Source organism: Paenibacillus sp. FSL H8-0168 (assembly GCF_038592955.1).
GTDB lineage: Bacteria > Bacillota > Bacilli > Paenibacillales > Paenibacillaceae > Paenibacillus > Paenibacillus polymyxa_B.
Genome location: NZ_CP151948.1, coordinates 4,586,082 through 4,612,852, shown reverse-complemented (window position 1 = coordinate 4,612,852; position 26,771 = coordinate 4,586,082). Strand labels below are relative to the sequence as shown.

Here is a 26,771-nt window from a genome sequence, read left to right as displayed (position 1 = left end):
GAAGTGTGACTTACAATGGTTCAGCCCATTAAAAAGCGGTATGCCGCAACATCCGGCATACCGCTAATGATGCTATATTTAATCTGTTACATATTAGGCGTTCAACAAATCTTGTGCGCCACGGTAAACAATGTCATACAGGTCTTCCAGATACTCTTCCTCGATACATGAGAATGCGATTCGGAGATCATATTCACCCAGCGCAATCGTCCCTACCCCATATTGTTCCAGCAAATGTGTGCGCAGTCGTTCAGCGGACAAGCCGTTCAGCTTGAGGCACATAAAATAACCCGAATTGAAAGGATAGTAGCTCCATACATCTCCGTATTTTCCACTATCGAGTAACGCTTTGACTTTATTAGCCCGCCCCTTCATAATTTGGAACTTTTCTTTCTTCTGTTGTTCAAAGTCCGTTGATTTTAGGGCATCCAGTACGAAGGTTTGAGATGGGTGAGGACCGCTCGAAATCGTTGCCCGGATAATCCCTAATGTTTTTTGTTCCAGTGCGCTCAGTACATCCTGATGTTCCGAAGCAAAGGTAATAAATCCGACACGGAAGCCCCAAACGAATTCTTCCTTGGTAGCTCCGTCAATTTTGACTGGTAGAATTCTCGGATGAAGTCCAGCTAACTGACCGAATAGTGATTCGTGCAGGGAGTCCTCGAAGAACAGACCAAAATAAGCGTCATCCGTCACAACTACGACATTGATGCCTGCTTCCGCGGCTTCCTGGATGGCAGCAACAATCGCTTTACCCTCTTCGACTCCCGGTGTGTAGCCCGTCGGGTTATTCGGGAAGTTCAGCACAACGATCGCTTTGCCATATTCTTTCTGTGCCAGTAGAGCGTCGCGTAATCCTTCACTATTAAAACGTTGATCCTCTGTGAACAACGGGAAATTCACCAAACGTCCATGACGGCGAATACCGAAAGTCAGCTCATAGTTTTCCCAGTTTTTGTCTGGGTAAATGACAGCATCCCCTTCATCCGTGAACAGGTCGGCAACGATGCTCAAACCGTGGGTCAGCGCGTTCGTAACTACGGGAAGGCCGTAACTTTTTCCAGCCAACGAAGGGTTTTCCTTCAGCATTTTGTCGCGCCATACACTACGTAGTTCAGGTTTGCCCGCAGGGGGAGCGTAAGGGTATAAATCCTTGGGATTGTAAGCGGACAGCTTTTCCTGAATGACCTCCAAATGCATAGGACCATTGCCTTCTGTAGCAATGCCAATCGTAGCGTTGTACTTTTTAGCAAGCTTCCCTGCTTCTGCGGATTGACTCAAAATCCCTTCTTTTGGGAAATAAATTTCTTTCCCTAAAAGAGAAAGCATTTGATATACATGCTCGTTGCCTGTCTGAATGTTTTGGTTTAACTGCGCTGCCAGTGGATTCATTCCCGTTTCATCCTTCCAAGTCATTTTGATTACATATTATAGCATTACACACGGTAAGCGTCACGCAAAAGCATCTGGAACATAAAAGCGCATTTTTTTGCTTAATGACGGCGCTGAGCTTATATTATAAATTAACGGGATAGAGGACAACCAAAGATTAACAAAAGGAGGTGCAGATTTTGCTGGATACATCTGCGTCATCGTTTATCCTGTTGTCGGCCTTCGCCAAAATTGTGTGCGAGCCGGGCTGGAAGTGGCAGGTACGCGAGAAGCCGATGCCAAACTATGATTTATTTTATGTATGGAGCGGAGAAGGAACAGTGGTCTTAAACGGGACGTCGTATCCGGTGAGCAAGGGGAGCTGCTTCCTGTTCAAGCCGGGGGATGATACCCGTGCCACACATAACCCGCAAAAGCCGCTCATACTTACCTATATTCATTTTGATCTTATCGAACAACCAAAGCTAATTCCTGCAAGCTACCGTATGCTGGAGGAAACGTTCGAGGTAGAGCATATGCTTGCCAGATACGTTAGACTACGCCTAGAGCGTGCTTACGGAGCTGACGAAGAAGGCAAGCTGATCCTGAAACAACTGATGATTCATCTACTGCGTGCGGACCGTAAGGAGCCTCAGGAGCAACAAGCCAGTAACCAGCTCACCGAGGTCATTCGAGAAACGGCCAACTACGTGCGTCAGCATCCGGGACTTCCTCATCGCGTCGAGGATTTGGCTGCACGAGCGGGGCTGTCACCGCGTTATTTTTCAATTAAATTCAAGGAGCTGCTGGGTGTTTCCGCGCAATCTCATATTATCAGCATGCGGATTGAGCGTGCACAGCATCTATTACTACATGCCGGAATGAATGTGACCGAGGTGGCAGAGGCTTTGGGGTACCGTGACATCTTTTTTTTCAGCCGTCAATTCAAGCAGTACACGGGGAAAAGTCCGTCTGAGATCCGGTAATGCTATGGACATTGGACAAGCTGTTTCGGATTTAGGCGTGAAGAATATAATGGATAAATTCCAAAAAAGGACCCGGGCAGTTACGCCGGGTCCTTTTTTATATGAGCAATTTAACATCATCCATCCCAATGCTCATATGTGTAGCTATAATCCTGTTACGATAAATTCACTTATGCTTTGGGATCATGTCGAAAGCAACCCAGACGTTGTCCCATTTTCACCGCATCCCCCGGCTTCAATGCGGGGTCTGGCTCAAACGTGCCGTTCTCAGTTAGCAAAACGACAGTTGATCCAAATTCGAAATAGGCGAGATCGTCTCCTTTTGTCCATGAGACGGCCTTATCATCCGTATATTTGATGCTACTCACATTCATTGCGCCAACCTTGACGACCGCCACCTCACCATATTCATGGGCAATGTACGTAATCTGTCGTTCATTGCGGCTAAGAACTGCTCGCATATGTTGCAAGCCGAAGTCATTCACTGGGTATACCTTGCCGCGCAGATGTTCTTTTTCTACCAGTGTACCGGATACTGGTGCATGAATGCGATGATAATCCGTCGGGCTGAGATAGAGCACAAAAGCATAGCCGTGTGTGTATTTTTCAAGACGCGGAGAACGGTTAAGAAGCTCTTCCAGCGTATAGTCCTGCCCTTTGACATCCAAAAGAGTGCCGGACGTAATTGGGCCAGTGAAAGTAATCCGTGCATCCACCGGACTGGTCATCACCTCGGCGTTCGTATCAATCGGGCGCATGCCCGCTTTTAATTTGCGTGTAAAATAGGCGTTTAGGGAACGGTATTCCTTCCATTCCTGTTCCGCCTCATGCGTCTGGATCTGGTACGTACGTATAAAGGTGGGGATAAAAAGTCGGCTTGCACCGCTTTGCGCGAAGGAGCCTACAATCCGGCACACCCACTTGCGCGATGATAGCTCCGTCATGAGCCGCAGCCACTGTTTTGCCATTACAGATCCCCCTTGTTCATTTCCGAGCCGTCTTGGCCGGAACCTGTCCGGCCGCTCTGAACTATATTGACACAGAATGTGACGTAAATCAATACAGTGGACGGCCTGGTGAACGTTCGGTGTCTGACGAAGGCATCCGTTCGAGAAGCCAACGAGCGTAAGCCATCGGCTGAGTGTATGTTTCTTTCCAGACATTGTGCATGCCCGCCTGGCTGAAGCCATAGCGCTGGTCACGACCGTTGCATTCGATAAAAACAATCTTGCCCTCATGGGTAATTCCCAGATCCAGACCGACGTCGGCGAGACGGGGAAGGTTTTGTGCCAGTCGGTGCACGATTTGTAACGAGAGTCTCTCCAGTTCATTCATCAGCCGGACTGCGTTCGAAGTCTGAACCGTCTCGGTTTGTGATAATACCTCCAGTAGGGAACGGGCCGTACCGCCCTGTGCCACATTGGAGACGAAGGTGTGGGAAGGGGCAATTTTAGCATACATGCCTGTCACACCCCAGATACCGCCATATCCGCGCTGAACCGACACACGGACATCAAACGGACGATTGTTGTACAAAGCAAGCGGTATGGTTTCCTGTACGATATGAGGCACATGCAGCAGTCGCTTGTGCAGAAATAATGGGAGTTCTCCGACATTCAAACGTAGGGTGGACCAACGCTCAGGTATAGCCGGATGAGCGCATTGCAAAGTCCAGCCTCCGCGGGAATGTCGCAGACGCATAATTCCTCTACCCACGCTACCGCTACTGGGTTTAATTACAATATCTCCGGTTTCCTCCATCAAGGTATGGATGGAGGACAGGCTGCCTTGCAATGTTTTGGGGAGGTGGATGCGTAGCAAAGGGTCTTCCTGCAGAATTGCATGTATATGGTCTTTGTGGAAACGGTTTTGTTCATTAAAAATATAGAATCCCTTTTGTACAAGCTTGTTGATATCTCTAGCATTTTCATTTTGCCGATAGAGAGTCCGATTGTGGATGACCGGCGGCAACGGAAGAATCATCTGCCGATACTCGTTGCCGTGTTTAACATAAGCCCGGCATGTTCCGGTCGCTATATGAATATCCTCCAGACGAAGAAAGCAGGGGATGAGCTCGTAGCTTAACCCGGCGTCCTCGTAATTGGCGATAGATTCATATCGCGTCCTCATGGCGGGAATGCCCCGGTAGGTTGCCGGGTTGAGCATGACGCCGACATGCAACATGAGTATGTCCGCCCTCCTTGTAGTCACTCCAACTGATCATACTGTGATTCTAGTCCATCATATGTATCAAAGATCGGCCAGGCATGGACGCTTGCCTTGCGGTAAGCCCAAAGTTAGAAGCGAGGCACATTTCAGCGAGGCAGACGATATGATAAAAGATGAGTGTTGAAGAGTGTTGGAATAAGCTCAGAAAGTAGGTGAGGTAATGCAGAGGCCGAAGGTAGCAGTCGTTACACCGGGCTCCTTTGTTATACCTTCGCCCCGCAGCAGTTCTGTGGAGCGGGTAATTGCCCGCATGGTACCGCTGGCTAGTCATGAGCTTCAAGCGCAGATCTATGGCATAAAGGGAGCAGAGGCACCGGATCATGGCGATGTCGACGGAATTCCCTGCATGCGTTATACGCGGGGAGCAGGCTATATTTTTGAGGTGATTGCTGATTTAAAGAGATGGTTACCAGCGGTAGTAGATGTACACAACCGCCCGGCAGTTGCGTATGCCATTCGCGAGGCTTTGCCCAATAGCCGAATTGTGCTGACTTTGCATTCGACCACGTTCATCCGAGAGCCCCACCTCAAACGGGAGAACATGGGTAGGCTGCTGGCCTCGATGGATCGCATTATCGTGAATAGTGCGTATTTAGGGGCAATCGTAGCTTCTGACTGTCCCGACACGGTCAGGGAACGCATTGTCATAAACAAGCTGGGTATCCATCCCGGCGATTTCCTACCAAGGTGGACTCCAGCAGCAGAAGCGGCCAGATCGGCGCGATTAGACGATTTCGGCTGGTCAGGCCGCCAAATCGTGTTATTCGCGGGCAGACTGATGCCAGGGAAGGGCGTTCACCGGCTGCTCAAGGCCCTGCGGCATGTCGTCCGCGCCTGCCCGGATGTACTGCTGCTCATTGCAGGTAGTGCCTATTACGGGCATGACCGCCTCACGCCGTACACGGCGTCGTTGCATCGGCAGATGCGTAAACTAAGGTTGGGGAAGCATGTGCAATTCCTCGATTATGTTCCGCATCCAGCATTGGCCTCGCTATATCAGCTAGCCGATGTGACCGTTGTTCCTTCAGTCAAGGATGAGGCCTTCGGGCTGGTCAATCTGGAAGCCATGGCGGCAGGAGTGCCTGTGGTCGCTTCACGAATCGGCGGTATTCCAGAGGTTGTACAACACGGCGAGACAGGCTGGCTTGTGTATCCGTCTCACGGTGAGCAGGAAATGGCCGATGCCATCATCAGGCTGCTCCAGCAACCTGGCTTGCGACGACGGATGGGAGAAGCCGGACTTGGCGAGGTACGGAGACGATTTTTATGGCAGCACTCAGCACAACGCTGGGCACAAATCATAACGGACTGCGTAACGGAGTGACGTAGGCGCTGTTACGCGCATAGGCTATCTTATAGGCATTAGCCATGATTCCCAGCCGGGTGAATGAAGCGGAGCGACCGCTGGTTCACTCCTGTGCCAAAGGAGCGGTCATCATGAACCATCGTACGAACCATAGCCCTAAGGATAAAAGAACAGCACGGCGTAACCTTTCCCATGCGGTTCCCTCCCCCCGTGTTAACAAGGAGAAAGCGGCTTCGACTTCCGGCAGTCATAGACCGAACCAACGCGGGACGGCAACGGTACCTGCCCCTGTAGAGAAGGATACCTCGGTTCAAGCTGTAGAGGAAGCGGCATGGAAGAAGCATAAGCTCCCCAAAACGCTAGAGGAAGCGATGCAGATGAATCGAGCATCTGTACTGCTGTTGTCTGTGCCTGAGTCAGATACGGAATGCAGGATGGATAACGATAAACCGTCTATTACGACGGAAGATCAGGCAGAGCAAGATTCATTACTGGATTGTTCCATAACCAGTATTCACATTGCTGAAGGAAGACCACGCCCAAAGCAACGCGTGGTCTTGTCTGAGCAAGATATCGATCTAGCTTTCGATATGGAGAAAGAATTAAACCTGAATGCCATTCACGACGGATCAGCGACCAGTGACGAGGCTTCTGACGATCATATAGCTTCACCTCAATATGGGAGCATTTCTTTTCACCTCCCCGCACGAGCGGATAGGGGTGAAGTGAGCGTTGTATTTGAGAAGCCTTTTATAAATACACAGTATGTAATCACTGCCAATGCGAGTATACCGGGAGTGATGGTATCCGTCACACAACGTCAGAGGTATTCAGCAGTACTTACTGTGGAACGCATACACTCAGGTCCGCTATGTGAAGGGTTGGTCCTTTGGATTGCGATGGGGCAATAATAAGAAGCCGGAAATATAGTTGCCAATAATCAGCTTTATACTAGAAAAAAGGCGTCCCATCGTGGGACGCCGTATACATAAGAGAGAAGGGGGGAGACTTGTAATATCGGGGAAGTTTATATTATTTCACTTATCTCACACCTACAGCGTCAAAAGACTTCATAGCAGAGGTTACTGCTATTGAATTTTCACCATAACCATCTTTGGCCGCTTGGATCACAGCGGCTCGCGCAGTGGAGAAGTTAGACGTGGAAGTCAGATAATTGGTGAAGGCATTATAATAAATATATACGGCTGCATCACGTCCGATTCCATCTACCTTGACACCATGGAAAGTGCCTCCTTGTGCCAGTAGATAGTAGGCTTTATTAATAATACCACTATTAATGTGGGCTCCACCATAATCCTCGTTGTTAGGATCAGGATAGAGATTGCTGTAGTGATCGACTTGACCGTATTTGACAGGATCGGAAAGGGAGCGAATGGCGTCGCCCTTAATATTAGGGGTATAAGCGACTTTGCCGAAATCCCAATTGGTGCGCTCAATGTCGTTGCCTATAATATCTGAGATGGCTTCACTTAATGCACCAGATTCAGCGAAATACACGAGCCCTGATGAATGCTCGGTTACACCGTGTGTCAGCTCATGGGCAACAATTTCAAGGTCGCTGCTAAAAGGGGCAAATAACGTGCCGTCTCCGTCTCCATAAAGCATATGAGTGCCGCCCCAGTGGGCATTATTGTAGTTCTTTGCGCCGTAATGGACTGCCGAAGCGATGGCCATGCCATGCCCGTCAATGCTGTCGCGTCCAAATCTATCCTTGTAATAATCGTAAGTGCGGATAGCGTAAGCGTGGGCATCCACCGCAGCCGGATCTTCCCATACGTTATCGGAATCTGTATACAGGGTGCCGGGGAGCGTCTCGGTGTTGTGGACGTTATAAGTTAGGATTCCTTTACCACGAGTCGTATCTTTTAGTTGATACTTCTTACCCGAAGCTGTTGTTTCAAATGTTTTGGTATCACCGAATACACCGCGCCCTGTGCCGATCACTTCGTTAAGAATGTCATACTTGAATACGATTTTTCCGTCATTAGCGTCAATAAAGTAACGTGTGCGCAGCAGAGCGGGCTGTAAAGTATTAACTTCGGTTACATAGACGAGACGTGTTGAGTCTCCATCGGGATAGATGTACAGTTCTGCTTTAGGGTCCACACTTGGTTCCAGATTGGCAATCTTGGGGATAGAGGATGCAGGCTCTACCACTTCCAATTTACTGTTCTCCAGTTCAACTGCTTTATCCAAATCCAAGGAGTCCTTATCAGTAGTAATTGATAATTCATTGTTAGATGCTTTTTCGTAAGTGTCTTTACTAACACTACTTGTATCCTCGTAAGGTTCAGGAACGATTTGGACGGAGGAGGAGAGAGATTGAACCCGTATAGCTGCATCTTCATATGCGGTATATACAGCCTCAGTAGCACTGATTTTTGGAGTTGTATTTTCTTTAGCATTGGCTTGTTGATCTTCCGAAATGACCGCTCCCAAATAAGAGGTGATTTGACCAGATTTGTTCACATGGATGGTCTGTTCGGCTCCAAATACGGGAATTCCGTTTACATATTGTTTTAACCGATAATGCTTTGTACCAAATTTGTCACTGGTGCGATCCACGATACGAAATTGCTCGCGCACATGGGAGCTGATGTGGGTATCGTCCAGACTCAATAATGTTTTTTGTTGTCGATTTAAAAAGCTCCAGACCAGATTGTCACCTGTTACCGTTGAAGGAGACTTCCAGTTCACCGTTTGGAATGTTGGTGTAAACTGAGTCGGATCGGGAACAGAATTTTCAGCTGCGGAGGCCCCGGGCGCTATAGATCCTAATAACATAGCTCCTCCTAAAAGTGAAACCCATACTTTTTTCAATTCATACTCACTCTCCCTTGTTAATGTTGAGGTAAAAAACACCCTGTTTGAAGAAGTATTGCGTCATATATGTAAGTCTTGTTGCTCCTTTGAAACGTGAAGAGGCTGGATAAAAATGACCTTATGTAAAATATTAAGGTTTATTTTTTTGCAATTTCATCGTCTCGGCTCTGATATTAGCACAGAGGTTGTCGAACGAGAAGATTAATTTTACAAAATACCCCAAAATGAATCTTTAGTCCCTGATTTACTGTTTATTTGTCTTATTTAGTCGAAAATGATCGAAGGGACCCGATGAACAAGAAAAGGGCGCCCCTTTGAGGGGACGCCATAAATAAGGGGGGAAGGGGCGCAGACTTGTACACTGCACCCCTATTTTTTCGTCCATTATGAGCAGGCCTAAGTGACAGTTGCACAACGGCAAAGGTCTATGGACGGGATATGAGGATTATAGCGTATATGATTTAGTTTACGCCTACAGCGTCAAAAGATTTGGCAGCTGCCGTTGCTTCTGCCGAGTTCGCACCGTACAGATCATTTGCTGCTTGGATCACAGCAGCGCGTGCGTTGGAGAAATCGGAAGAAGAAGTCAGGTAGTTTGTAAAGGCACTATAGTAAATTTGGACCGCTGCATCGCGGCCAATTCCATTTACAGTTACACCATGGAAAGTACCACCTTGTGCCAACAGATAGTAGGCTTTATTGATAATGCCGCTGTTCGTATGAACGCCACCGTTATCGGAGCTGCCTGTATACAAGTCGGAATAGTGATCTGGTTGATCGTACAGCGTAGGATTGGACATAGAGCGAAGGGCATCGCCTGCAATGTTTGGCGTATAAATATCATCGCCTACAAGCCAGTTTTTACGCTGAATGTCATTGCCGATGACGTCCGAGAAAGCCTCATTTAATGCACCGGACTCTCCGTAATATTCCAAATTCGAAGTATACTCTGTGACACCGTGAGTAAGTTCATGACCTACCACATCGGGGTCCCCACTGAATGCGATAAATGTGCTACCGTCCCCATCTCCATAAGTCATTTGGGAGCCATTCCAGAAGGCGTTGTTGTAGCGGCTACCGTAATGGACTGTCGAACGGAGTTGCAGCCCGCGTCCGTCAATGCTGTTGCGTCCGAATTTGGACTTATAGTAATCATATGTTTTGGCAGCATACGCATGGGCGTCTACGCCGGCTGGATCATTCCATACATTATCGGCATCGGTCAGAAGGGTACCTGGGATGCTTTGACGGTTGGAGGCCGTGTAGGTCACAATACCATTACCGCGTGTTGTATCTTTTAACTGGTAGCTACTACCGGAAGCCGTCGTGGTGAATGATTTGCTATCACCAAGCACACCTTTACCTGTGCCTGTCGCTTCATTAATGATGTCATACTGGAATACGATGCTGCCATCATTGGCATCAATAATGTAGCGAGTACGCAGTGGAGCAGGTTCTAAAACATTGACTTCTGTTACATAAACCAGCTGCAGGTCATCCCCTTTAGGATAGAAGTACAGATCAGCTTTAGGATCTACTTCTGGCTGCAGATTAGCGATTTTGGCAATGGAACTTTTTTCTGTCTCCACCGCCTCAATTTTGCTATCTTTCAGGGCAGATGCTTTATCAAGACTCAGCTCTTCCTTATCAGTAGATAGCGTTTTTCCGTTGTTATCTGCTTCGGCGTAAGTGTCTTTGCTTACACTGCTTTGTTCCTCAACATCTTTAGAAATCGTATCGTCGGAGGTAGGGAGGGCTTCAATCCGTGCAGCTGCTTCTTTATATGCAGTGTAGACTGCTTCAGAAGCGCTGATTTTTGGAGTTGTACCTTGCGTAGCTTCAGCTTGCTGATCCTCAGTAACCACCGCTCCTAAGTAAGAGGTGACCTCACCAGATTTGCCCACATGAATAGTCTGTTCAGCTCCATATACGGGAATCCCGTTTACATACTGTTTCAGCCGATAATGGCTCACACCGGACTTGTCGCTTGTGCGATCAACGATTCGGAATTGTTCACGTACACTAGAGTTGTCCGCACCCAGTAACGATTTCTTTTGCCGATTCAAATAGCTCCATACAATGTCGTCCCCGGATACCGAGGAAGGGGCTTTCCATTGCTCGGCGTGAAAGGTCGGTGTAAGCTGAGTTGGCCCCGAAACGGAACTCTCCGCTGATGCACCAGACGCGACAGACCCTAATAACATAGCTCCTCCAAGAAGCGAAACCCATACTTTTTTCATTAAAAATTCACTCTCCTCGATTATTGTCAGGATGAATCATCCTGTCTTGAATAAGGCATTGCGCCATTTATGTAGGTCGTGTTGTCGTCTGGAATAGAAGAAAATGGAACATGAAGAGAAATACCGAAGTGTTTTTCATGAAGCGTACGTGAAAAGAGGGTACTGCAATATGAAGCATGTAGCCTAATAAGGTGACAAACTCCTCCTTTCCTGTCGTATAAAAAGAAAATAGAATAATGGTGGATAATGGAAAAATATTAACTTATGCAAAAAAAACAAATGTTGATTTTTTGAACTCCCATCATCTGGCTCTGATATTAGCACAGAGAATGACGGACGAGAAGATCTATGTCACAAATTTATCCAAAATGATTCTTTAGACCCTAATAACTCATTTATTTAATAGGATTAATAAGTTATGTAAAATAAAGTCGAAAATTGCTGTGTCGAAAAGACTCCACGATTGCCGTTACACACGGCTTTTGGACCGCATAGGTTATGTTGAACTGTCCTAATCATGCTGTCCATCTATACAGCAGGAAGGGAGGTGAGACGGGAGCATGAAGAAACAGGGAAGAGCTGGATACAAGATCAAACGGAGGCGGCATTCCGGCGCTTACTATCATTCTAAGATGTGGCTGCCGTTACGAATGCCGAACATGCATAAGAATCCGGTAGCCCCTGCCATGAGGGAGGTACTCGACACGGAGAGAGGGGCACAGATCGGCGAAGAGCGACCATCTGAACCGTCATCAGTGGGAAAGTTTTTCGTATCTGTCATTATTCCGGCCATGAATGAGCAAAAAACAATCGGAGCTGTGATTCGCGAAGCGCGCCGTGTCCATCCACATACAGAGGTTATCGTCGTTGAGAACGGATCACACGATAGAACGGCGAAGGTGGCAGCAGCGGCGGGAGCTCGTGTGCTTTCCTTTCCGGAACCGCTCGGACATGATGTTGGCCGTCGTATTGGAGCGGAGGCGGCATCCGGACAGATCCTGCTTTTCCTGGATGGGGATATCGTCATTCCCTGCGTTAGACTCCGGCCGTTTATACACGCCATATGTGCAGGGGCGGATGTGGTGCTGAATGATTACCATGGACCTGTGAATCGTACGCCCGTACATCCTGTAGTGGAGGCAAAGCATGTATTGAATATCTTGTCGAATCGTGCTGATTTAGGGGGAGCATCTATGACTGGCATTCCACACGCCATAAGTCAAAAGGCTCTAAAGGAAATAGGTCTAAAGCCCTTGGAGAAACCTCCTTTATTTCAAGCTATGTCCATCGCCTCCGGGTTACGAGTGGTGACTGTATATGGAATAGCTGTCGGTAAAATAAATGCGACACGTAAAAAACAGAACGGCAAGGACCCGCTGGCAGATGTAATTGTTCAGGATCATCTGGATGCCATTGCCTGGCTTACATCGCGTCTGGGAACGCGTGCGGGATATACGGATTTGGGGCGCAAACGGATCAGAGACGAGGTGAAACTGTGAGTAGACAGTATCGCAGAGGGAAGCGTGAAGAACCGAGCTGGGGGATCAGACGTGTGCAGCGAAAACGAGGAACGACGACTTCAATGCATAGCCGTAGGGTGAGAAAGCCCACACCTCGGGCGAAAGGAATGACCGAAGTGACTCCGCCTGTGGAACGCGAAGTTCCGGGAGATACTATGTTACAGGGAACGGCAGCGGCCGTGGTCAGCGCCTGTAATGAAGAGTCAACGATTGACCGGGTACTGGGCGAGCTGGAAAAACTTCCGCTTACGGATATCATTGTCGTATTGAACGGCTGCACGGACGGCACGCGCTCCACCGTAGCCAAACATCATCCCAGTGTGACTCTTGTCAACGTGCCGGATCGACTGGGGCATGATGTTGGCCGGGCGGTAGGCGCGCGTATGACGCAGGCTGATATTGTGCTGTTCGTGGACGGAGATTTGCCGATTCCAGCATCTGATTTGCTGCCTTTTCTCCACGCGGTGGATCAGGGAACGGATGTTGCGCTTAATGATCTGGGCAGACATTTGCCGCCCTATGCCCAGCAGGACAGCGTGACACGGTGCAAAGCATTCCTGAATCGCGTACTGCGCAGGCCGGATTTGGGAGCAAGCTCATTAACCGCCGTACCGCATGCATTATCTCGGCGTTTACTGGATCAGCTTGGCTCAGCAGTGCTTGCCGTACCGCCAAAAGCCCACGCCATGGCAATTCTGCATGGCATGATCGTGGCGGCAGTACATGCTGTCGATGTCATTAAAACAAACCGTAAGCGGACCTTCAATGTTGGCAAAGGGAACGCTATGGAACAGTTGATCGTCGGTGATCATGCAGAGGCACTGACGGCGTTGTTTCAGGTAGCCGGGTATTCCCCGCTCGGGCCTGTTCCAACACGGGTAGACGTTGCCAAAGGGAGGAATGCACAATGAGTCTGACGAGCATCATTATTCCGACTTATAACGGCCTACATCTGTTAAAGCCGTGTATTGAAGCAATTCGGACACATACGATAGATGTACCGTATGAAATCATTGTTGTGGACAACGCTTCGAATGACGGAACGGATGGTTTTTGCGCATCCGAGCGGCTGATCAGCATACGTCTTCCTGAAAACAGGGGCTTTCCAGCAGCATGTAATACGGGGCTCCGGCTAGCTTCGGGTGATCAGTTCGTTATTTTAAACAATGATGTGACGGTTACGCGGGGATGGCTATCGATTATGTTGGCTGCATTGCAGAGCGAAAGCATGGTGGGATTGGTGGGACCGGTGACGAATTACGTCAGCGGTATTCAGCAGATACACGGATTGGAAGGAGATTTGGCCAGTTGTCTGAGATATGCGGAGCAGAATAATGCAAGTAATCCCTCCAGATGGCAGGAGGTCAAGCGGTTGGTCGGGTTTTGTTTGCTGTTCCGGCGCGATCTGATGGAACGGATCGGATTGCTGGATGAACGGTTCAGTCCCGGACATTATGAGGATGACGATTATTGTCTGCGCGCACGCGTGCATGGCTACAAGCTGCTCATGTGCAACGACTGTTTTGTCTATCACGAGGGGAATGCGAGCTTCTCACGCTCGGAAACTTCCTGGATTGAAGAGCTGATCGAGCGGAACTATCGTTTGTTTATAGAGAAATGGAGCATAGATCCCAGAATGTTCATCGAAACTGGAAACACTGGGGTTGCATGCACTGAACATGCTGTCGAAGGAGGAAGGAAGATATGAAAGGGGTTATTCTCGCAGGAGGAACCGGATCGCGCCTTCATCCGTTGACTACATTAATCAACAAGCATCTGCTTCCGGTCGGCAAGTATCCCATGATCGTATATGGTATCGAGAGGCTACGACAGGCTGGAATCACCGATATGCTTATTATTATTGGTAAACAATCGGCCGGGCTGTATACCGATTTTTTGGGCAGTGGCAGTGATTATGGTGTCCAACTGACATACCGGATTCAAGAAAAGGCGGGCGGCATTGCGGAAGCACTCGAACTGGCAAGAAGTTACATGCAGTCAGAAGAGCAATTCACTGTTTTGTTAGGTGATAATTTGTTCAAGGAAGACTTGGGACCTGTGATCGAACGGTTCAAGCAACAGCCCCCGGGGAGCGCCAGAGTGTTGTTGAAAAAGGTGGCAGATGCTCGTCGTTACGGGGTACCCGTATTTGATCCTGAGCGCCCGGAGAGCATTATGCGGATTGAAGAAAAGCCGCAGCATCCCCAATCCAAATATTGCGTTACGGGTATCTATATGTACGATACTGCCGTGTTCGATAAGATCCGGCAAATTACACCTTCGGCACGCGGTGAGCTTGAGATCACGGATGTTAACAACTGTTATGCAGCTGAAGGCAAGCTGGAATATGATATTTTACGGCGCTATTGGAGCGACGCAGGAACCTTCGATTCCCTTCAGGAAGCTGGAGTGAAAATGAAAGGACTTCTACCCTGATCTCAACGAAACACCATCCGGCCGGGCCAGGCATATAGTATAGGCATAATGCCACCCGGAGGAGTGAACGGCATGAAACGCCTGAGTATGCAAAGGAAACACAGCAAGCGGCTCGGAAAGAAAGGCTATTGGTCAGGATATAAAAGGGGGCAGGAGCAGGGCAACAGGTTGGGCCAGGCTTCGTTCGGCAAGGTTTTTGAAGGTGTCAGTATTATCATTCCGTCCTGCAATCAGCTTCAGCAGCTCCGTGCATGCATTCACCGTATTGAGGAGAATACGAGCCATCCTCACGAAATTATTGTGGTGGACTGCGGATCGACGGACGGGACACCCACCTATTTGCTCCGTAAAAGCATCGCTGTGCGTTATGCGCTGTTAAAAAAAGATGTTCAAATGATAGGTTGCCTGAATCAGGGGCTGATGATGGCAAAAGGCACAACTATCGTGGTACTGGATCAAAACTCTATGGTGACCCCCGGCTGGTTGGATCGGTTGTTAGGGTGTTTATACAGCGATCCGCGTATTGGTGTTGTTGGGGCTGTAACGAATGGTCCATTCAAAGAACAGCAGATTGAGGTTCCTTATATGAACGAAAATGGAGCTCGTCAATTTGCCATGGCCTTCAATATTCCCAATCCGGATGCATGGCGAGAGACCGAAAGCTTAGCCGGATTTTGTTTATTGCTGCGCAGAGAGACATTGGAAAAAACGGGCTATTGGGACGAAGGCTGCCACAGTACTGAGGAAGCCCATGCAGATTGGCTACTGCGTGTGCGTTTGTTGGGGATACGTATGGCAATTGCTGGAGATGCTTTTATCCATTATGAAGAAAGAGATCGGGATACGGTGTATGGTTTTCCTCAAACGACCGAAAAAAGCGGTTCAATGGAGGAAAGCAGCCGGAACCGATCCTTTTTTGTACAAAAGTGGGGAGACGCGGATAAGCTAATCCGCAATCTGGAATTCAGTACAGCGGAGACGGACGGCCAGATATCAACAGGTAAGGAAACACACGTATCAGGGGCAAGCTTTTATCCCATCGGAGCGGTTGTTCAGGGACCGTCCGGTGCAGTATTTCGGTTAGAGCCGGGAAGAAGGCGATATCTGCATGGAGTCAGTGCTGCGGGAGGTGAAAATGTGCGCCCTGTTAGAGTGTCTCAGCTGGATTTGTTGGTGCTTCCCTTGGTAGGGAAGCCGGAGGCTACAGTTTCCGGCAACATTGATGCACCTACAGCTGAGCTGCCAGAGGAACCCATTCCTGTACTGGCAGCTCCCGATCTGGAGAACATGTCCATGCTGCCCACACTGAATATACCGGCTCAACGCAAGCGATGGATCGAGGTATTGTATGCTGAGGGCGGGCAACTGTATCAAATCGGTAACGGCTGGAAAAGGCCGTTCCTTACTCTGTACGCTGCGATGAGCTGGCGGGCAGAGGACTACCGAATTCAGTTTTTGTCTCCCGGAGATTTGTCGGCTTTGGTGGAGAAGCAGCCTATTATTGCTCCACCAGTGCTGCACGGGCATCTGTAATGATCTGAATAGGCGCTTTTAGGCGGAACCGACTACTCGCTGCGGCATACGCTGTAGTAGCGGAAAGCCCGTAGGTAATTCGTGCGTTCCGCACGGCGGAGCACATAAAGGAGGGGCTTATGCATAACGAGTTAGATGATTTGCTGATCCACATTTCGCACTCGCAGCAGCAGATGTCAAGGTTGTTGGATGCGGAACGGCAGGTGGTTGTGCGCATGGCGCAGATCATACATGAACTGCCAGATGAGGAGCCGCGTTTTGACGGAATTCCGGGCATTCTCGAAAGCTCGGGACAAGTAAACAAAAGCATTGTGGCCTATCTGAACGGCATTGCCGATCTTCAGGAAGCAATGGCTGAAATGCTCGTTCGTGTCGTGAAGGAAACGGCATACCCGGAAGAGGAGTAACGTAACAACCGAGGGCAGGGAGTGAACACATGAGTAGGGAACAAGCAATGATTCACATGCTGGACGCGGCCTCCAAAATGCAGCGGAATGTGTCTATGATCCTGGAGGCCAAGGCGGTCGAAGCAGAAAAAGTGCGTAATTGGGCGCTGAACCATCTGGCGCCCCACGCCTTTGACACCGATGAAGAACAGTTGGGGCGACCTTTGGAGATTCACGAGCAAATGGTGGAAATGCTGGAGGGATTAACGCGGCTTCAGACTGGACTTTGCAGCAATCTCAAAGCATTGCTGGATCAGGATGAGCAGCAGGGTGGCGGCATGGAAGGGATGATGGGAGGAATGGGCTCGGGGGATATGAACTAATGAGCATGAGGCGTGAACGTGAGATCAAGCTGGATATGATGGAGTCTATTGCTGCCAGCCAGCACGCCGTTGCTCGGATGCTGACCAGTCTTGCGGACTTGACGCCCCATGCGGATATGTCGGCTACCCGTCTGGAAGAAACCATTCGTATACTCAGCAACTACCAGGGAGAAATCACGCAAATGTTGGCGGGTATTCCATTAAGACGGCAGGTATATGGAAAACCGACTAAGCCGTGGCTCCGTGTGCCTGTTCAGAAAAATGAAACCACCACGAGAAAGCAAAGGAGGAATGAAAATGAGTACAAGGTGGGAACGCGCCACTCGGGACAAAGCCCGCAAAAGACGTAAAGATGCCCGGCGTTCCAGCATTCGCAGATTAAAACGAAGAAGAAGACGTCTCCTTGCTCTAAGACGCCGTAAAAGGGGGCTTTATTCTGAACGTAGAAGACATCCTCATTTGCGGCGGCGGAAAAAACCTCAAGCTAACCCGGTGGCAGCCCCTTCTGCGGAGAATCCACAGCCCGGGACTGTTGCATTGGAGCATGATCCGCAGGCATTTCAGCAGGGATATGATGCAGCTTACAACGAGGGTTTCAATTCAGGTTTTGCCAAAGGTTATGAAGATGGACACCAGCTCGCTTACAAAGCTCAGTAAACTGGGCAAATCATTCTATTACTGTTCACCCCCGAAGCTAACAGCTTTGGGGTTATTTGCGGTTCGGCAGTTGGACGGGCAAACGCCAATTTTGTCCGGGCAGTGGCAGTCGTCCATGATGCGTTTGACCCCTCCGCATATAGTTTAGGAGTGACAGAAGTTTATCCTACAACAGGACAGGGTGAAGGATGTGAACGATCAACAAAGCGGAAATGAACGCGAAGCGTACCGATGCGGCTATCGGGAAGGACGCAGAATGGGCGGTTGCACGGCTGCTCTGTCACAGGTCGTGGCAATACAGCCTGCTGTTCGTCATTTGAAAGTGTTGTATATTCCGCAAGGTTTCGCAGCTATAGACACAGGTGTGCAAGAGGCATTAGGTCAAATATGCAGCTCATGCGTCTTCGGTACGCCTGCTACGATGCTAGCTGACGCCGAGGCTCAACGTCCAGACCTCGTGCTGGTCATGAATGGGCTGCATGTTTTTCCGGCGGATCATCTGGAGCAGGTGCAGCAAATACGAGCCCTAGGCATTCGGACGGCCATATGGTTTGTAGATGATCCTTACTTTACGGAGGATACGGCGTTGATCTGTCAATCCTACGATGTCGTATTTACGCACGAAATTTCTTGCCTGCCGTTTTATCGCGATCAGGGAGTAACGAGGGTTCACTATTTGCCGCTGGCTGCGTCAGCTCGTATCTTTTATCCCCGAAGGGTAGAGCGGGAGCATCAGCATGATATTTGCTTCATTGGAAATGCCTTCTGGAACCGTGTGAAGTTGTTCGACTACCTTGCTCCCTTCTTGGCGGACAAAAGAGTGCTGATCGTAGGTGGGCACTGGGATCGGTTGACCCGTCGGGATGTGCTGGAACGCTTTATCCGTCCGGGTTTTATGGAGCCGGAAGAGACCGCTCAATATTATAACGGCTCCAAAATTGTCATCAATATGCACCGCCCGACAGACCCCGGACTGGATAATCGGAATACACACCAGCTTTCAGCGGAGTCCATCAATCCTCGGACATACGAAATTTCTGCTTGCGGCACGCTTCAAATGACGGATGTTCGGAAGGATTTGAGCCGTTATTACCGACCAGGCTATGACATTGAAACCTTCTCTGGAGCAGAGGAACTGAAAGTGAAGCTGGACTACTATCTCAAGCATGACTGGGAACGCGAACGCATGGCCTGGCGCGCATTGTACACGACTATGCAAAAGCATATGTACTCCAATCGCATGGAAGAACTGCTGGACAAGGCGATGGCCTAAAGTAAACACCATAAACAGTGAGGAGTGAAAGTGATGACGATATCTACGACAGGACCGTATGACCCGGCTGTTCACCAGACGGCGGCAGCCTCCTGGGAAAGGGGGAGAATTGCGGGAGTGCATGACGGATACGACGAAGGATATCTGCGCGGACGTGCTAACGCAATTGTTGCACGGATGAAAGCAGTTTTCCCTTTTCGACAAATCCATGTACTGTATGTCGTCTCAGGCAAAGGCCTTCCGTATTCTCCGCTCGATGAGGCGGTCATTACCACGTTGCAAAGCATGACGGCTCAGGTTACCGTAACAGACCCACGTCAGCCGGTAGGAGATATTGCCGCTCAGCTCCGTCCGAATCTGATGCTGGCACTGGATGGAATGGATCTTCCGTTGGAGCAAGTTACTGCGGTACGCCAGTTGGGCATCCCCACCGCCATCTGGCTAACGGACGATCCATATTACACCGACACGACGACCAAAATTGTTACGAATTATGATTATGTGTTCACGTTAGAAATGAACTGCATGGAGCTGTACCGTCAGTTGGGTTGCACGTCTGTGCACTATTTGCCCTTTGGAGCATTTCTGACTCACTATTTCCCACTCAGCTCGCCCGCTTCGGTACGACGTGAGATTGGGTTTACAGGCTCAGCCTACTGGAACCGCATCTATTTCTTCAATCCGATTATGCCGCAGCTCATGGCTCGTAACATTAAAATCAACGGAATCTGGTGGGATCGTCTCCCGGATTATCAGTCGTATGGCGACAAAATTGAGCTGGGTCGCTGGATGTCTCCGGTCGAAACCAATGATTCGTATAACGGCAGCAAAATCGTAATTAATCTTCATCGTTCCCATCAGGATGATTCGGTGAACAACAACTCACTGAAAATTCCGGGGGCTTCGCCCAATCCGCGCACGTTTGAAATTTCTGCCAGTGGCACGTTGCAACTGACAGATACAAGAGATGATCTGGCTCGTTTTTATAAGCCGGGGGAAGAGATAGAGACCTACAGCTCTCAGCAGGAATTGCTGGAGAAGGTTGAGTTTTATTTGACGCATGAAAAAGAGCGCCATGAAATTGCCCTACGTGCTCTGGAACGAACCCTGCGGGAGCACACGTATGGTCACCGGATTGACCAACTGTTGTCGGTCATATTTCCATAAGGTGATTCACACGTCCGATGGTTGCTATTTTAAAGGAGGTGAACTCCGATCAAGCCGAAAATGATGCTATTCAGCCATGTTAGCAACGTCCGCAGTATTACGGGGGCAGAGAAGCTGCTATTGCAATTTTGTCTAGACATGCGTACGTACTTCGATTGTATTCTCGTAACGCCTGGTGAAGGGCGGCTGACCTCAATGGCCCGCAAGCGCGGAATCACCGTTCTGACACAGAACCTGTTCATGCTGCATGGCATGTATACCCCATATGAGGGATTGGCGCAGGATGCGGAGAATTTGCGGACCCATGTGGCGTATGCACCGTTGTTCCAGATGCTTCGGCATGCTCGACCTGATGTGGTGCTGGTCAATACCTGTGTGAACGTCATGCCTGCAATGGCTGCCCAAGAGCTTAATATTCCGGTGATCTGGAAAATAACCGAGGTCATTAACCAGAATGCGCATACGCCAGTTTCTGTTTCTATCATTGAGCGCTATAGCCAATGGGTCATCGGCATTTCGCAAGCTGTAATGCGTCCTTTGCATGGTGGGGGACTGACACGTCCGCATACGGTGTTGTCTCCCTGCCGGGATATGGATATGCCATCTCCCAAAGAGCATGTGCTGGAACGGAAAAGGAAACGTGAAAAACTGGGGCTGCGGGATTTCCATATTTGCATTGGTTATATTTCTTCCTTTATTTACGAAGCCAAAGGGCTGTTGCCTTTTGTCCAAATGGCTCTAAAGCTGTGCGAAACCAATTCGCGGTGTCGTTTCTGGATCATCGGCAGCTCGGTGGACTCGGAATATTACGTAAAATGTGTCTCTTTAATCCGCCAATCTCGTTATAGCCGCCGCTTCCAGTTCAATTCATTCGAGGAATCCGTGTCAACGGCCTATAGCGCAATGGATATTGTTGTAATCCCAAGTATGGTGGAGGAAGGCTTTGGCCTGACCGCCCTGGAAGGGCTGGTTTACGGTAAGCCCGTGGTAGCCTTTGCGCAGGGTGGACTTGTGGAGTTGATGGAGGCGACCGGAAATACAGATTTTTTGGTAGAGCCGGGCAACAGCGACATGCTGGCGCAAAAAGTGGGCTATCTGCTCGATCATCCCGAAGAAGTGGAACGGATTGGTGTGCGTAACAACAGTGCGGCTACACGTGTATACGGACCTGATTCCTACCGAGGTAGTTTACACCTCATGGTCAGTCAATGGGTATGTCATCATCCGCATTGGTTCCCGTTGATTCAGCAGCCGGGTGGACCTGTATGGACGAGGGAAGGCGAAGGGTTGCGTCAGGTCACCGCTATACCGGAGGGATATACCAACACGATTCGAGAATTTCCCGAATCGGTGGTGTGTCAACTGCCTGTGCTTGGCCTGCCACCAATCGAATATGCAGCTATTCAAGGCTTGCCACAACCAGTATCCCCTCTACCTGACTCACCACCCGAATTGCCCCGCGGCAAGCGTAGTATTCGGGCGAGATGGCCAAAGGGCCGCAAGCGTACCCGACTGCGGAATCGCAGGTATAAGAGAAGCGGCGGCAAGAGTCGCCTCAAGAAAATTCACGGGTCCCCGTTGTCGAAGGGACTTTATCCGAAAACCAAGTCCAGACAGAAACTCAAGCGGAAATTCAAGCACCGGTCACGGCGACACAACACGCACAAGCAGAAGCGAGTCACGCTCAAGGCTGGACAGCATACAAAACAACGGTCCGGGTGAACCTACGCCGGACCGTTGAGATGAACGTTAAGCTGGAGCACAGCCAGTCTGCTGGATGGCTATCCTTCATTGAACGCCACAATTCAATGAAACAACGACAGCAAAGGTGGGTTCCAAAACCATGAAAATATTGACCGTGCTCGGCACAAGACCGGAGATTATACGGCTCAGCCTGATCATTCCGAAGCTGGACCGCCATGCAGATGAACATGTGCTTGTGCATACGGGCCAAAATTACACCGAAAGCCTGAGCGGGCAGTTCTTTCGCGAGCTGGGACTGCGTGCCCCGGATTATGTACTTCAGGAGAAAGCGGGGACACTGGGCAAACAGTTGTCCGCCATGTACTCGCAGATGGAGGATATTTTAAACAAGGAACGCCCCGATCATGTGCTATTGCTCGGTGATACGAACAGCGCTTTATGTGCCTTACTTGCGGAACGTATGGGTTATCCGGTCGTGCATATGGAGGCGGGGAACCGCTGTTATGATCTGGATGTGCCGGAGGAGAAGAACCGGCGTGTCATTGATGCGATATCTACCATTAATATGCCTTATACGGAGCAAAGCAAGCAGCACCTACTACGCGAAGGCTTCCCAAGCCAACGAATTATACTGACTGGAAATCCGATCTACGAAGTGATGCAGCACTATAAGAAAGAGATATCGAGCAGTGGAATTTTGAAAAAGTTGGAACTGTCGCCGGGAGAATATTTCCTGGTCACTGCCCACAGAGCTGAAAATGTGGACCATCCACCGCATTTGCTGGCTATTTTAGATGGTCTTAACCGGGTAGCCCAGCAGTTCGGGCAGCGGGTCATTTGCAGTATTCATCCCCGCACTGCCGCCCGAATCGCAAGCCACCCGCCGATCCAGCTTGATCCGCTAGTGGAATTTCACGAACCGTTCGGTTTTTTTGACTTCGTTCTGCTGGAGCGGCATGCCCGCTGCGCTTTGACGGACAGTGGTACCGTACAGGAAGAATGCTGTGTCATGGGGGTGCCGACGGTTACGATGCGCCGGACGACCGAACGGCCGGAAACGGTAGATTGCGGCAGCAATATCGTGTCTGGTCTTGATGGCGAGGTTATAGCAAACGCGGTAGCCATAATGACCGGGATGACCCATAAGTGGCAATGTCCCGCGGGCTATCTGGCGGAAGATGTGTCGGATAAGGTAGTTAAATTTCTGCTTGGAGGGAAACGGCATGTTTGAAAACCAACGTATCTTGGTTACCGGCGGTACCGGCTCCTGGGGGCATGAGCTGGTTACCCAGTTACTGCCGCGTAACCCCAAAGAGGTCATTATCTTTTCACGCGGAGAATCCAGTCAGGTTGCAATGAACAGGCAGTTTGAGGATGAACGGCTCAGCTTCTGTATTGGAGATATTCGGGATAAGGATGCGCTGACCACCGCTTGTCAAGGAGTGGACTATGTATTTCATTTGGCAGCGCTCAAACACGTTCCCGTCTGTGAAGATCAGCCCTACGAGGCACTCAAAACCAATGTCGTAGGCACCCAAAACGTGATCGAGGCCGCTGTTGCCAATCAGGTAAAGAAAGTCATTTATATATCGACTGACAAGGCAGCGAATCCGTCCAATTTTTACGGCATGACGAAGGCGATTGGAGAAAAACTGATTGTTTACGCCAATCTGCTGAATAGCGATACACGTTTCGTGACGGTGCGCGGCGGTAATGTTTTAGGCACCAACGGAAGCGTGGTGCATCTGTTCCAAAGCCAGATTCGCCAAAAAGGCAAGGTTTCGATCACAGATATGAACATGACCCGCTTCTTCCTGACCTTGCGTGATGCGATCAGTCTCCTGTTCAAAGCCTCGGTGGAAAGTGTCGGCGGGGAAATTTTTATCATGACCATGCCAACCTGCCGTATTTTGGACTTGGCTGAGGTGCTCATTGAGGATTCAGGTGTGGAAAACGTAGAAATTGTAGAAAAAGGTGTGCGTCCCGGCGAGAAAATTCATGAGATTTTGATGAGTGACTTTGAAAGCCTGACGACGGTAGTCTATGACGAGCAATATTTGGTCATTCTCCCAACGCTGAATATTCCTCAATTAAAGGACCGCTATAATCAGTGCCCTCCCGTGTCATTCAGCAGCTTTAGTTCGGAGTTTAATTTGATGTCGAAAGAGGAGATTCGCAGCATTCTCCAAAGCGGGGGGTTCATCAAATGAAGCTGCTTATTTTGGGTGGTAACGGCATGGCAGGCCATGTTCTGGTTAAGTATTTCCAAAACCAGAGCGGGTATAACGTGTTCTACACCACCCGTGATCCCGAAAATAAAGGCGGCCTGCTGCTGGATGTAAAGGACAGCTTTATGGTGGAGCAACTGGTACGGAGTGTACGGCCAGACGTTATGATTAACGCGGTAGGCGTACTGAATCAGCATGCCGGAGAGGATCAGATTGCAGCATACCAAATCAATGGCTTGCTGCCACATCTTCTCCGGCGGATAGCGGACAGTATTGGTGCCCGATTGATTCATATCAGCACGGATTGCGTATTCGAAGGAAATCGGGTACCTGGTTTATATAAGGAGACGGATCAACCCGATGGGACAAGTGCCTATGCTTTGACGAAAATACTCGGAGAAGTAAAGGCCGCAGGGCATCTGACTATCCGTACCTCCATTATCGGGCCGGAAATTCGGCCGGGAGGCATTGGTCTGCTGCACTGGTTCTTGCAGCAGAGCGGAGACGTTAACGGGTATCGCCGAGTCTTTTGGAACGGGGTTACGACGTTGGAATTAGCGAAGGCGATACAGGTGCAGATGAATGAGCCGCTGGACGGACTCATTCATCTGGTTCACCCTGAACCGATCAGCAAGCATGATTTGCTGCTGCTGTTCAAAGACATCTGGAAAAGGGAGGATATTCGGATCGTGCCGAAAGATGAGCCGGTGCAGGACCGGACGCTTCGTTCTACCCGGGCCGATCTGCTCTACGATGTTCCTCACTACAGCATCATGCTGAAGGAGCTGCTGGAATGGACGGAAGCACAGCGGAACAACGTCGGCCTGTCATAGTCATTACCGGAGCGGCGGGCTATACCGGGATGCATGCCTGCCGCCATTTTGCAAAGCTCGGTTGGGAGGTAGCGGCGCTGACTCGCACTGCCGATTCCGTCCCAGAACTGATCTTACTGGCTCACGATGATGAAAATAACAGCCCAGAGGCGGAGACCCGTAGCTGTATTACGCCTTATGTGTGTGACTTGCTCGACAAGAAACGTCTAGGCGAAGTCATTAGACAGATTGCTCCAGATTACGTGCTTCACCTAGGTGGTAAAAATTCCGTCCCTGAATCTTGGCAAAACCCCCTGCTATACATGGAATCCAATGTACTGTCCACTCTGTATCTGCTCGATGTACTGCGACCTTTCCCCAAAGCCAGAATTGTTGTGGCGGGTTCTCGGCTAAAGACGGCTTTGCAAGCACCGTATCATCCAACGCATCCATACAGCCTTAGCAAAAGCCTTCAAGAGGCAGTCGCGCTCTCGTGGGGCGCGCTGTTCGAACAATCCGTCATGCTGGCAGAGCCTTGCAACTTGATCGGTCCGGGTCCATCTACCGGATTTTGTGCATTACTCGCGGGGTATATCGTTCAGACGGAACGTCTGGAGGGGCAGTCCGTAACTGAAATTGCCCCGTTCCGGGTATCTTCCCGACATGCGCAACGTGATTTCCTCGACGTTCGTGATGCTGTTCGCGCATACGGGGTGCTATTGGAACAGGGTGTGCCAGGCCGAGTTTACTCGGTCTGCACAGGCCGCATTGTGGAACTGGGCAATATCGTAGAACGTATGGTTGGGCTGGCCAAAACATCTATTCCCATACAATGGGGGGATGTGTCAGAGTCAGCATCCACCGAGGCATACCGTGCGAAAGAGCTGGAGGACATGGGCTGGAAGCCGACCATACAGCTGGCGCAATCTCTGGAGGATATGATTCAATACCGCCGAGCTGGAAAGGAAGGAACGATATGAGACCGAAAGTAACGATCGTCATTCCCTTTTATAACTGTGCATATGTGGATCAGGCTTTGCAAAGTGCACTAGAGCAAACTTATGGGCCCCTCGAGATTATTGTCGTCGATGACGGGTCCACGGAACATGTTGATATGCTTCAGCCCTATCGTCCATATATACATTATTTAGGGAAATCCAATGGTGGAACAGCCAGCGCCCTGAATCATGGTATCCGACATGCCAGCGGGGAGTATATTGCGTGGCTCAGCTCCGACGATACCTATCATAGGGACAAAATTAATAATCAGGTTTCTTTTATGGTGGAAAACGGTGCGTACATCTCCCATACCAATTTCAATTTCATTAATCAATACAGCCAAGTCACAAGCTACCAGGCAGCTGCCGTGTTTCCGTCTATGACGGAGTTTTACCGTTTTTTTCAGCAAGGAAATCCGGTCAATGGATGCACGGTTATGTTTAAAAGGGAGCTGTTTGCACATATTGGTTTGTTTGATGAACTGCTGCCGTACACACATGATCTGGATATGTGGTACCGAGTGATGCTGGCGGGATATCCATTTCCTTTTCTGAACGAGTCCTTGGTTAACTACCGCTGGCATGATGAAATGGGAACCAAAAAACATTGGCCCGCTGTGGAGCGGGAGTACAACATAACCCAAGCACGTTATCGAGATCGCTTCAGTCAGGTGTTGAGCGGTTTATCCTCATGAAGC

The 26,771-nt window shown here is 49.7% G+C and carries 25 protein-coding genes; 20 read left to right on the top strand and 5 right to left on the bottom strand.

Annotation, left to right across the window (positions count from 1 at the left end; translation table 11 throughout):
- Positions 1 to 93: 93 nt before the first annotated feature.
- Complete coding sequence (locus MHI21_RS20375; protein ID WP_061830089.1) at positions 94 to 1,392, bottom strand: aminotransferase class I/II-fold pyridoxal phosphate-dependent enzyme; 1,299 nt, start codon at positions 1,390 to 1,392, stop codon at positions 94 to 96.
- 179 nt (positions 1,393 to 1,571) lie between these two features.
- On the opposite strand from MHI21_RS20375, the gene MHI21_RS20370 reads away from it, so the two are divergent.
- Positions 1,572 to 2,357 (top strand): AraC family transcriptional regulator, encoded by a 786-nt coding sequence (locus tag MHI21_RS20370; RefSeq protein WP_061830088.1) that lies wholly within the window; start codon positions 1,572 to 1,574, stop codon positions 2,355 to 2,357.
- 170 nt (positions 2,358 to 2,527) lie between these two features.
- On the opposite strand, the gene asd is transcribed toward MHI21_RS20370, so the two are convergent.
- Both asd and MHI21_RS20360 read right to left on the bottom strand, forming a co-directional pair.
- Positions 2,528 to 3,325: an archaetidylserine decarboxylase gene (gene asd / locus MHI21_RS20365; RefSeq protein WP_341163199.1), complete on the bottom strand. Its 798-nt coding sequence runs from the start codon at positions 3,323 to 3,325 to the stop codon at positions 2,528 to 2,530.
- 88 nt (positions 3,326 to 3,413) lie between these two features.
- Entirely contained in the window at positions 3,414 to 4,541 is a 1,128-nt protein-coding gene (locus MHI21_RS20360; RefSeq protein ID WP_342418810.1) for a YheC/YheD family protein, read from the bottom strand.
- 205 nt (positions 4,542 to 4,746) lie between these two features.
- Between MHI21_RS20360 and MHI21_RS20355 the strand changes: the two genes are divergently transcribed.
- Together MHI21_RS20355 and MHI21_RS20350 are read left to right on the top strand one after the other, a co-directional pair.
- Complete coding sequence (locus MHI21_RS20355) at positions 4,747 to 5,910, top strand: glycosyltransferase family 4 protein (RefSeq protein WP_342418809.1); 1,164 nt, start codon at positions 4,747 to 4,749, stop codon at positions 5,908 to 5,910.
- 113 nt (positions 5,911 to 6,023) lie between these two features.
- The gene (locus MHI21_RS20350) at positions 6,024 to 6,803 is read left to right on the top strand and encodes a WIAG-tail domain (RefSeq protein ID WP_342418808.1); all 780 of its coding nucleotides are present in this window, start codon (positions 6,024 to 6,026) and stop codon (positions 6,801 to 6,803) included.
- A 130-nt stretch (positions 6,804 to 6,933) separates the two neighbouring features.
- Here the strand turns inward: MHI21_RS20350 and MHI21_RS20345 are convergent, their stop codons facing one another.
- Both MHI21_RS20345 and MHI21_RS20340 read right to left on the bottom strand, forming a co-directional pair.
- Positions 6,934 to 8,733 (bottom strand): M4 family metallopeptidase, encoded by a 1,800-nt coding sequence (locus MHI21_RS20345; RefSeq protein WP_342418807.1) that lies wholly within the window; start codon positions 8,731 to 8,733, stop codon positions 6,934 to 6,936.
- A gap of 464 nt (positions 8,734 to 9,197) precedes the next feature.
- The gene (locus tag MHI21_RS20340) at positions 9,198 to 10,976 is read right to left on the bottom strand and encodes a M4 family metallopeptidase (protein WP_342418806.1); all 1,779 of its coding nucleotides are present in this window, start codon (positions 10,974 to 10,976) and stop codon (positions 9,198 to 9,200) included.
- A 560-nt stretch (positions 10,977 to 11,536) separates the two neighbouring features.
- On the opposite strand from MHI21_RS20340, the gene MHI21_RS20335 reads away from it, so the two are divergent.
- The 17 genes from MHI21_RS20335 to MHI21_RS20255 all read left to right on the top strand — a co-directional run bounded on the left by MHI21_RS20335 (position 11,537) and on the right by MHI21_RS20255 (position 26,768).
- Positions 11,537 to 12,475, top strand: coding sequence for a glycosyltransferase (locus MHI21_RS20335; RefSeq protein WP_341163205.1), 939 nt, complete (start codon positions 11,537 to 11,539; stop codon positions 12,473 to 12,475).
- The gene (locus tag MHI21_RS20330; RefSeq protein WP_342418805.1) at positions 12,472 to 13,407 is read left to right on the top strand and encodes a glycosyltransferase; all 936 of its coding nucleotides are present in this window, start codon (positions 12,472 to 12,474) and stop codon (positions 13,405 to 13,407) included. The genes MHI21_RS20335 and MHI21_RS20330 overlap by 4 nt, the downstream gene beginning before the upstream one ends.
- A complete protein-coding gene (locus MHI21_RS20325; RefSeq protein ID WP_341163207.1) occupies positions 13,404 to 14,204 on the top strand; it encodes a glycosyltransferase family 2 protein in 801 nt (266 codons plus the stop codon). Before MHI21_RS20330 ends, MHI21_RS20325 begins: the two co-directional genes overlap by 4 nt.
- Positions 14,201 to 14,932, top strand: a complete 732-nt coding sequence (locus tag MHI21_RS20320) for a sugar phosphate nucleotidyltransferase (protein ID WP_341163208.1) — start codon at positions 14,201 to 14,203, stop codon at positions 14,930 to 14,932. The genes MHI21_RS20325 and MHI21_RS20320 overlap by 4 nt, the downstream gene beginning before the upstream one ends.
- 72 nt (positions 14,933 to 15,004) lie before the next feature.
- On the top strand, positions 15,005 to 16,465 hold the full coding sequence (locus MHI21_RS20315; protein WP_341163209.1) for a glycosyltransferase: 1,461 nt from the start codon (positions 15,005 to 15,007) through the stop codon (positions 16,463 to 16,465).
- A 119-nt stretch (positions 16,466 to 16,584) separates the two neighbouring features.
- Complete coding sequence (locus MHI21_RS20310; RefSeq protein WP_250240231.1) at positions 16,585 to 16,872, top strand: nucleoside-diphosphate sugar epimerase; 288 nt, start codon at positions 16,585 to 16,587, stop codon at positions 16,870 to 16,872.
- Positions 16,873 to 16,901: 29 nt separating this feature from the next.
- Positions 16,902 to 17,234, top strand: coding sequence for a hypothetical protein (locus MHI21_RS20305; protein ID WP_029518277.1), 333 nt, complete (start codon positions 16,902 to 16,904; stop codon positions 17,232 to 17,234).
- A complete protein-coding gene (locus tag MHI21_RS20300; RefSeq protein ID WP_342418804.1) occupies positions 17,234 to 17,584 on the top strand; it encodes a hypothetical protein in 351 nt (116 codons plus the stop codon). The genes MHI21_RS20305 and MHI21_RS20300 overlap by 1 nt, the downstream gene beginning before the upstream one ends.
- Positions 17,532 to 17,891: a hypothetical protein gene (locus tag MHI21_RS20295; protein WP_180984647.1), complete on the top strand. Its 360-nt coding sequence runs from the start codon at positions 17,532 to 17,534 to the stop codon at positions 17,889 to 17,891. Before MHI21_RS20300 ends, MHI21_RS20295 begins: the two co-directional genes overlap by 53 nt.
- A gap of 181 nt (positions 17,892 to 18,072) precedes the next feature.
- Complete coding sequence (locus tag MHI21_RS20290; protein WP_342418803.1) at positions 18,073 to 19,164, top strand: DUF3880 domain-containing protein; 1,092 nt, start codon at positions 18,073 to 18,075, stop codon at positions 19,162 to 19,164.
- A 33-nt stretch (positions 19,165 to 19,197) separates the two neighbouring features.
- Positions 19,198 to 20,331, top strand: coding sequence for a glycosyltransferase (locus tag MHI21_RS20285; RefSeq protein WP_165179117.1), 1,134 nt, complete (start codon positions 19,198 to 19,200; stop codon positions 20,329 to 20,331).
- A 60-nt stretch (positions 20,332 to 20,391) separates the two neighbouring features.
- Positions 20,392 to 22,053, top strand: a complete 1,662-nt coding sequence (locus MHI21_RS20280) for a glycosyltransferase (protein ID WP_165179118.1) — start codon at positions 20,392 to 20,394, stop codon at positions 22,051 to 22,053.
- A 121-nt stretch (positions 22,054 to 22,174) separates the two neighbouring features.
- Positions 22,175 to 23,266, top strand: a complete 1,092-nt coding sequence (wecB, locus tag MHI21_RS20275; RefSeq protein WP_341163212.1) for a UDP-N-acetylglucosamine 2-epimerase (non-hydrolyzing) — start codon at positions 22,175 to 22,177, stop codon at positions 23,264 to 23,266.
- Complete coding sequence (locus tag MHI21_RS20270; RefSeq protein WP_069290300.1) at positions 23,259 to 24,245, top strand: polysaccharide biosynthesis protein; 987 nt, start codon at positions 23,259 to 23,261, stop codon at positions 24,243 to 24,245. The genes wecB and MHI21_RS20270 overlap by 8 nt, the downstream gene beginning before the upstream one ends.
- Positions 24,242 to 25,096: an SDR family oxidoreductase gene (locus MHI21_RS20265; RefSeq protein WP_165179120.1), complete on the top strand. Its 855-nt coding sequence runs from the start codon at positions 24,242 to 24,244 to the stop codon at positions 25,094 to 25,096. Before MHI21_RS20270 ends, MHI21_RS20265 begins: the two co-directional genes overlap by 4 nt.
- A complete protein-coding gene (locus MHI21_RS20260) occupies positions 25,057 to 26,055 on the top strand; it encodes an NAD-dependent epimerase/dehydratase family protein (RefSeq protein ID WP_342418802.1) in 999 nt (332 codons plus the stop codon). Before MHI21_RS20265 ends, MHI21_RS20260 begins: the two co-directional genes overlap by 40 nt.
- Positions 26,052 to 26,768, top strand: coding sequence for a glycosyltransferase (locus MHI21_RS20255; RefSeq protein WP_254326744.1), 717 nt, complete (start codon positions 26,052 to 26,054; stop codon positions 26,766 to 26,768). Before MHI21_RS20260 ends, MHI21_RS20255 begins: the two co-directional genes overlap by 4 nt.
- The last annotated feature ends 3 nt before the right edge of the window (positions 26,769 to 26,771 follow it).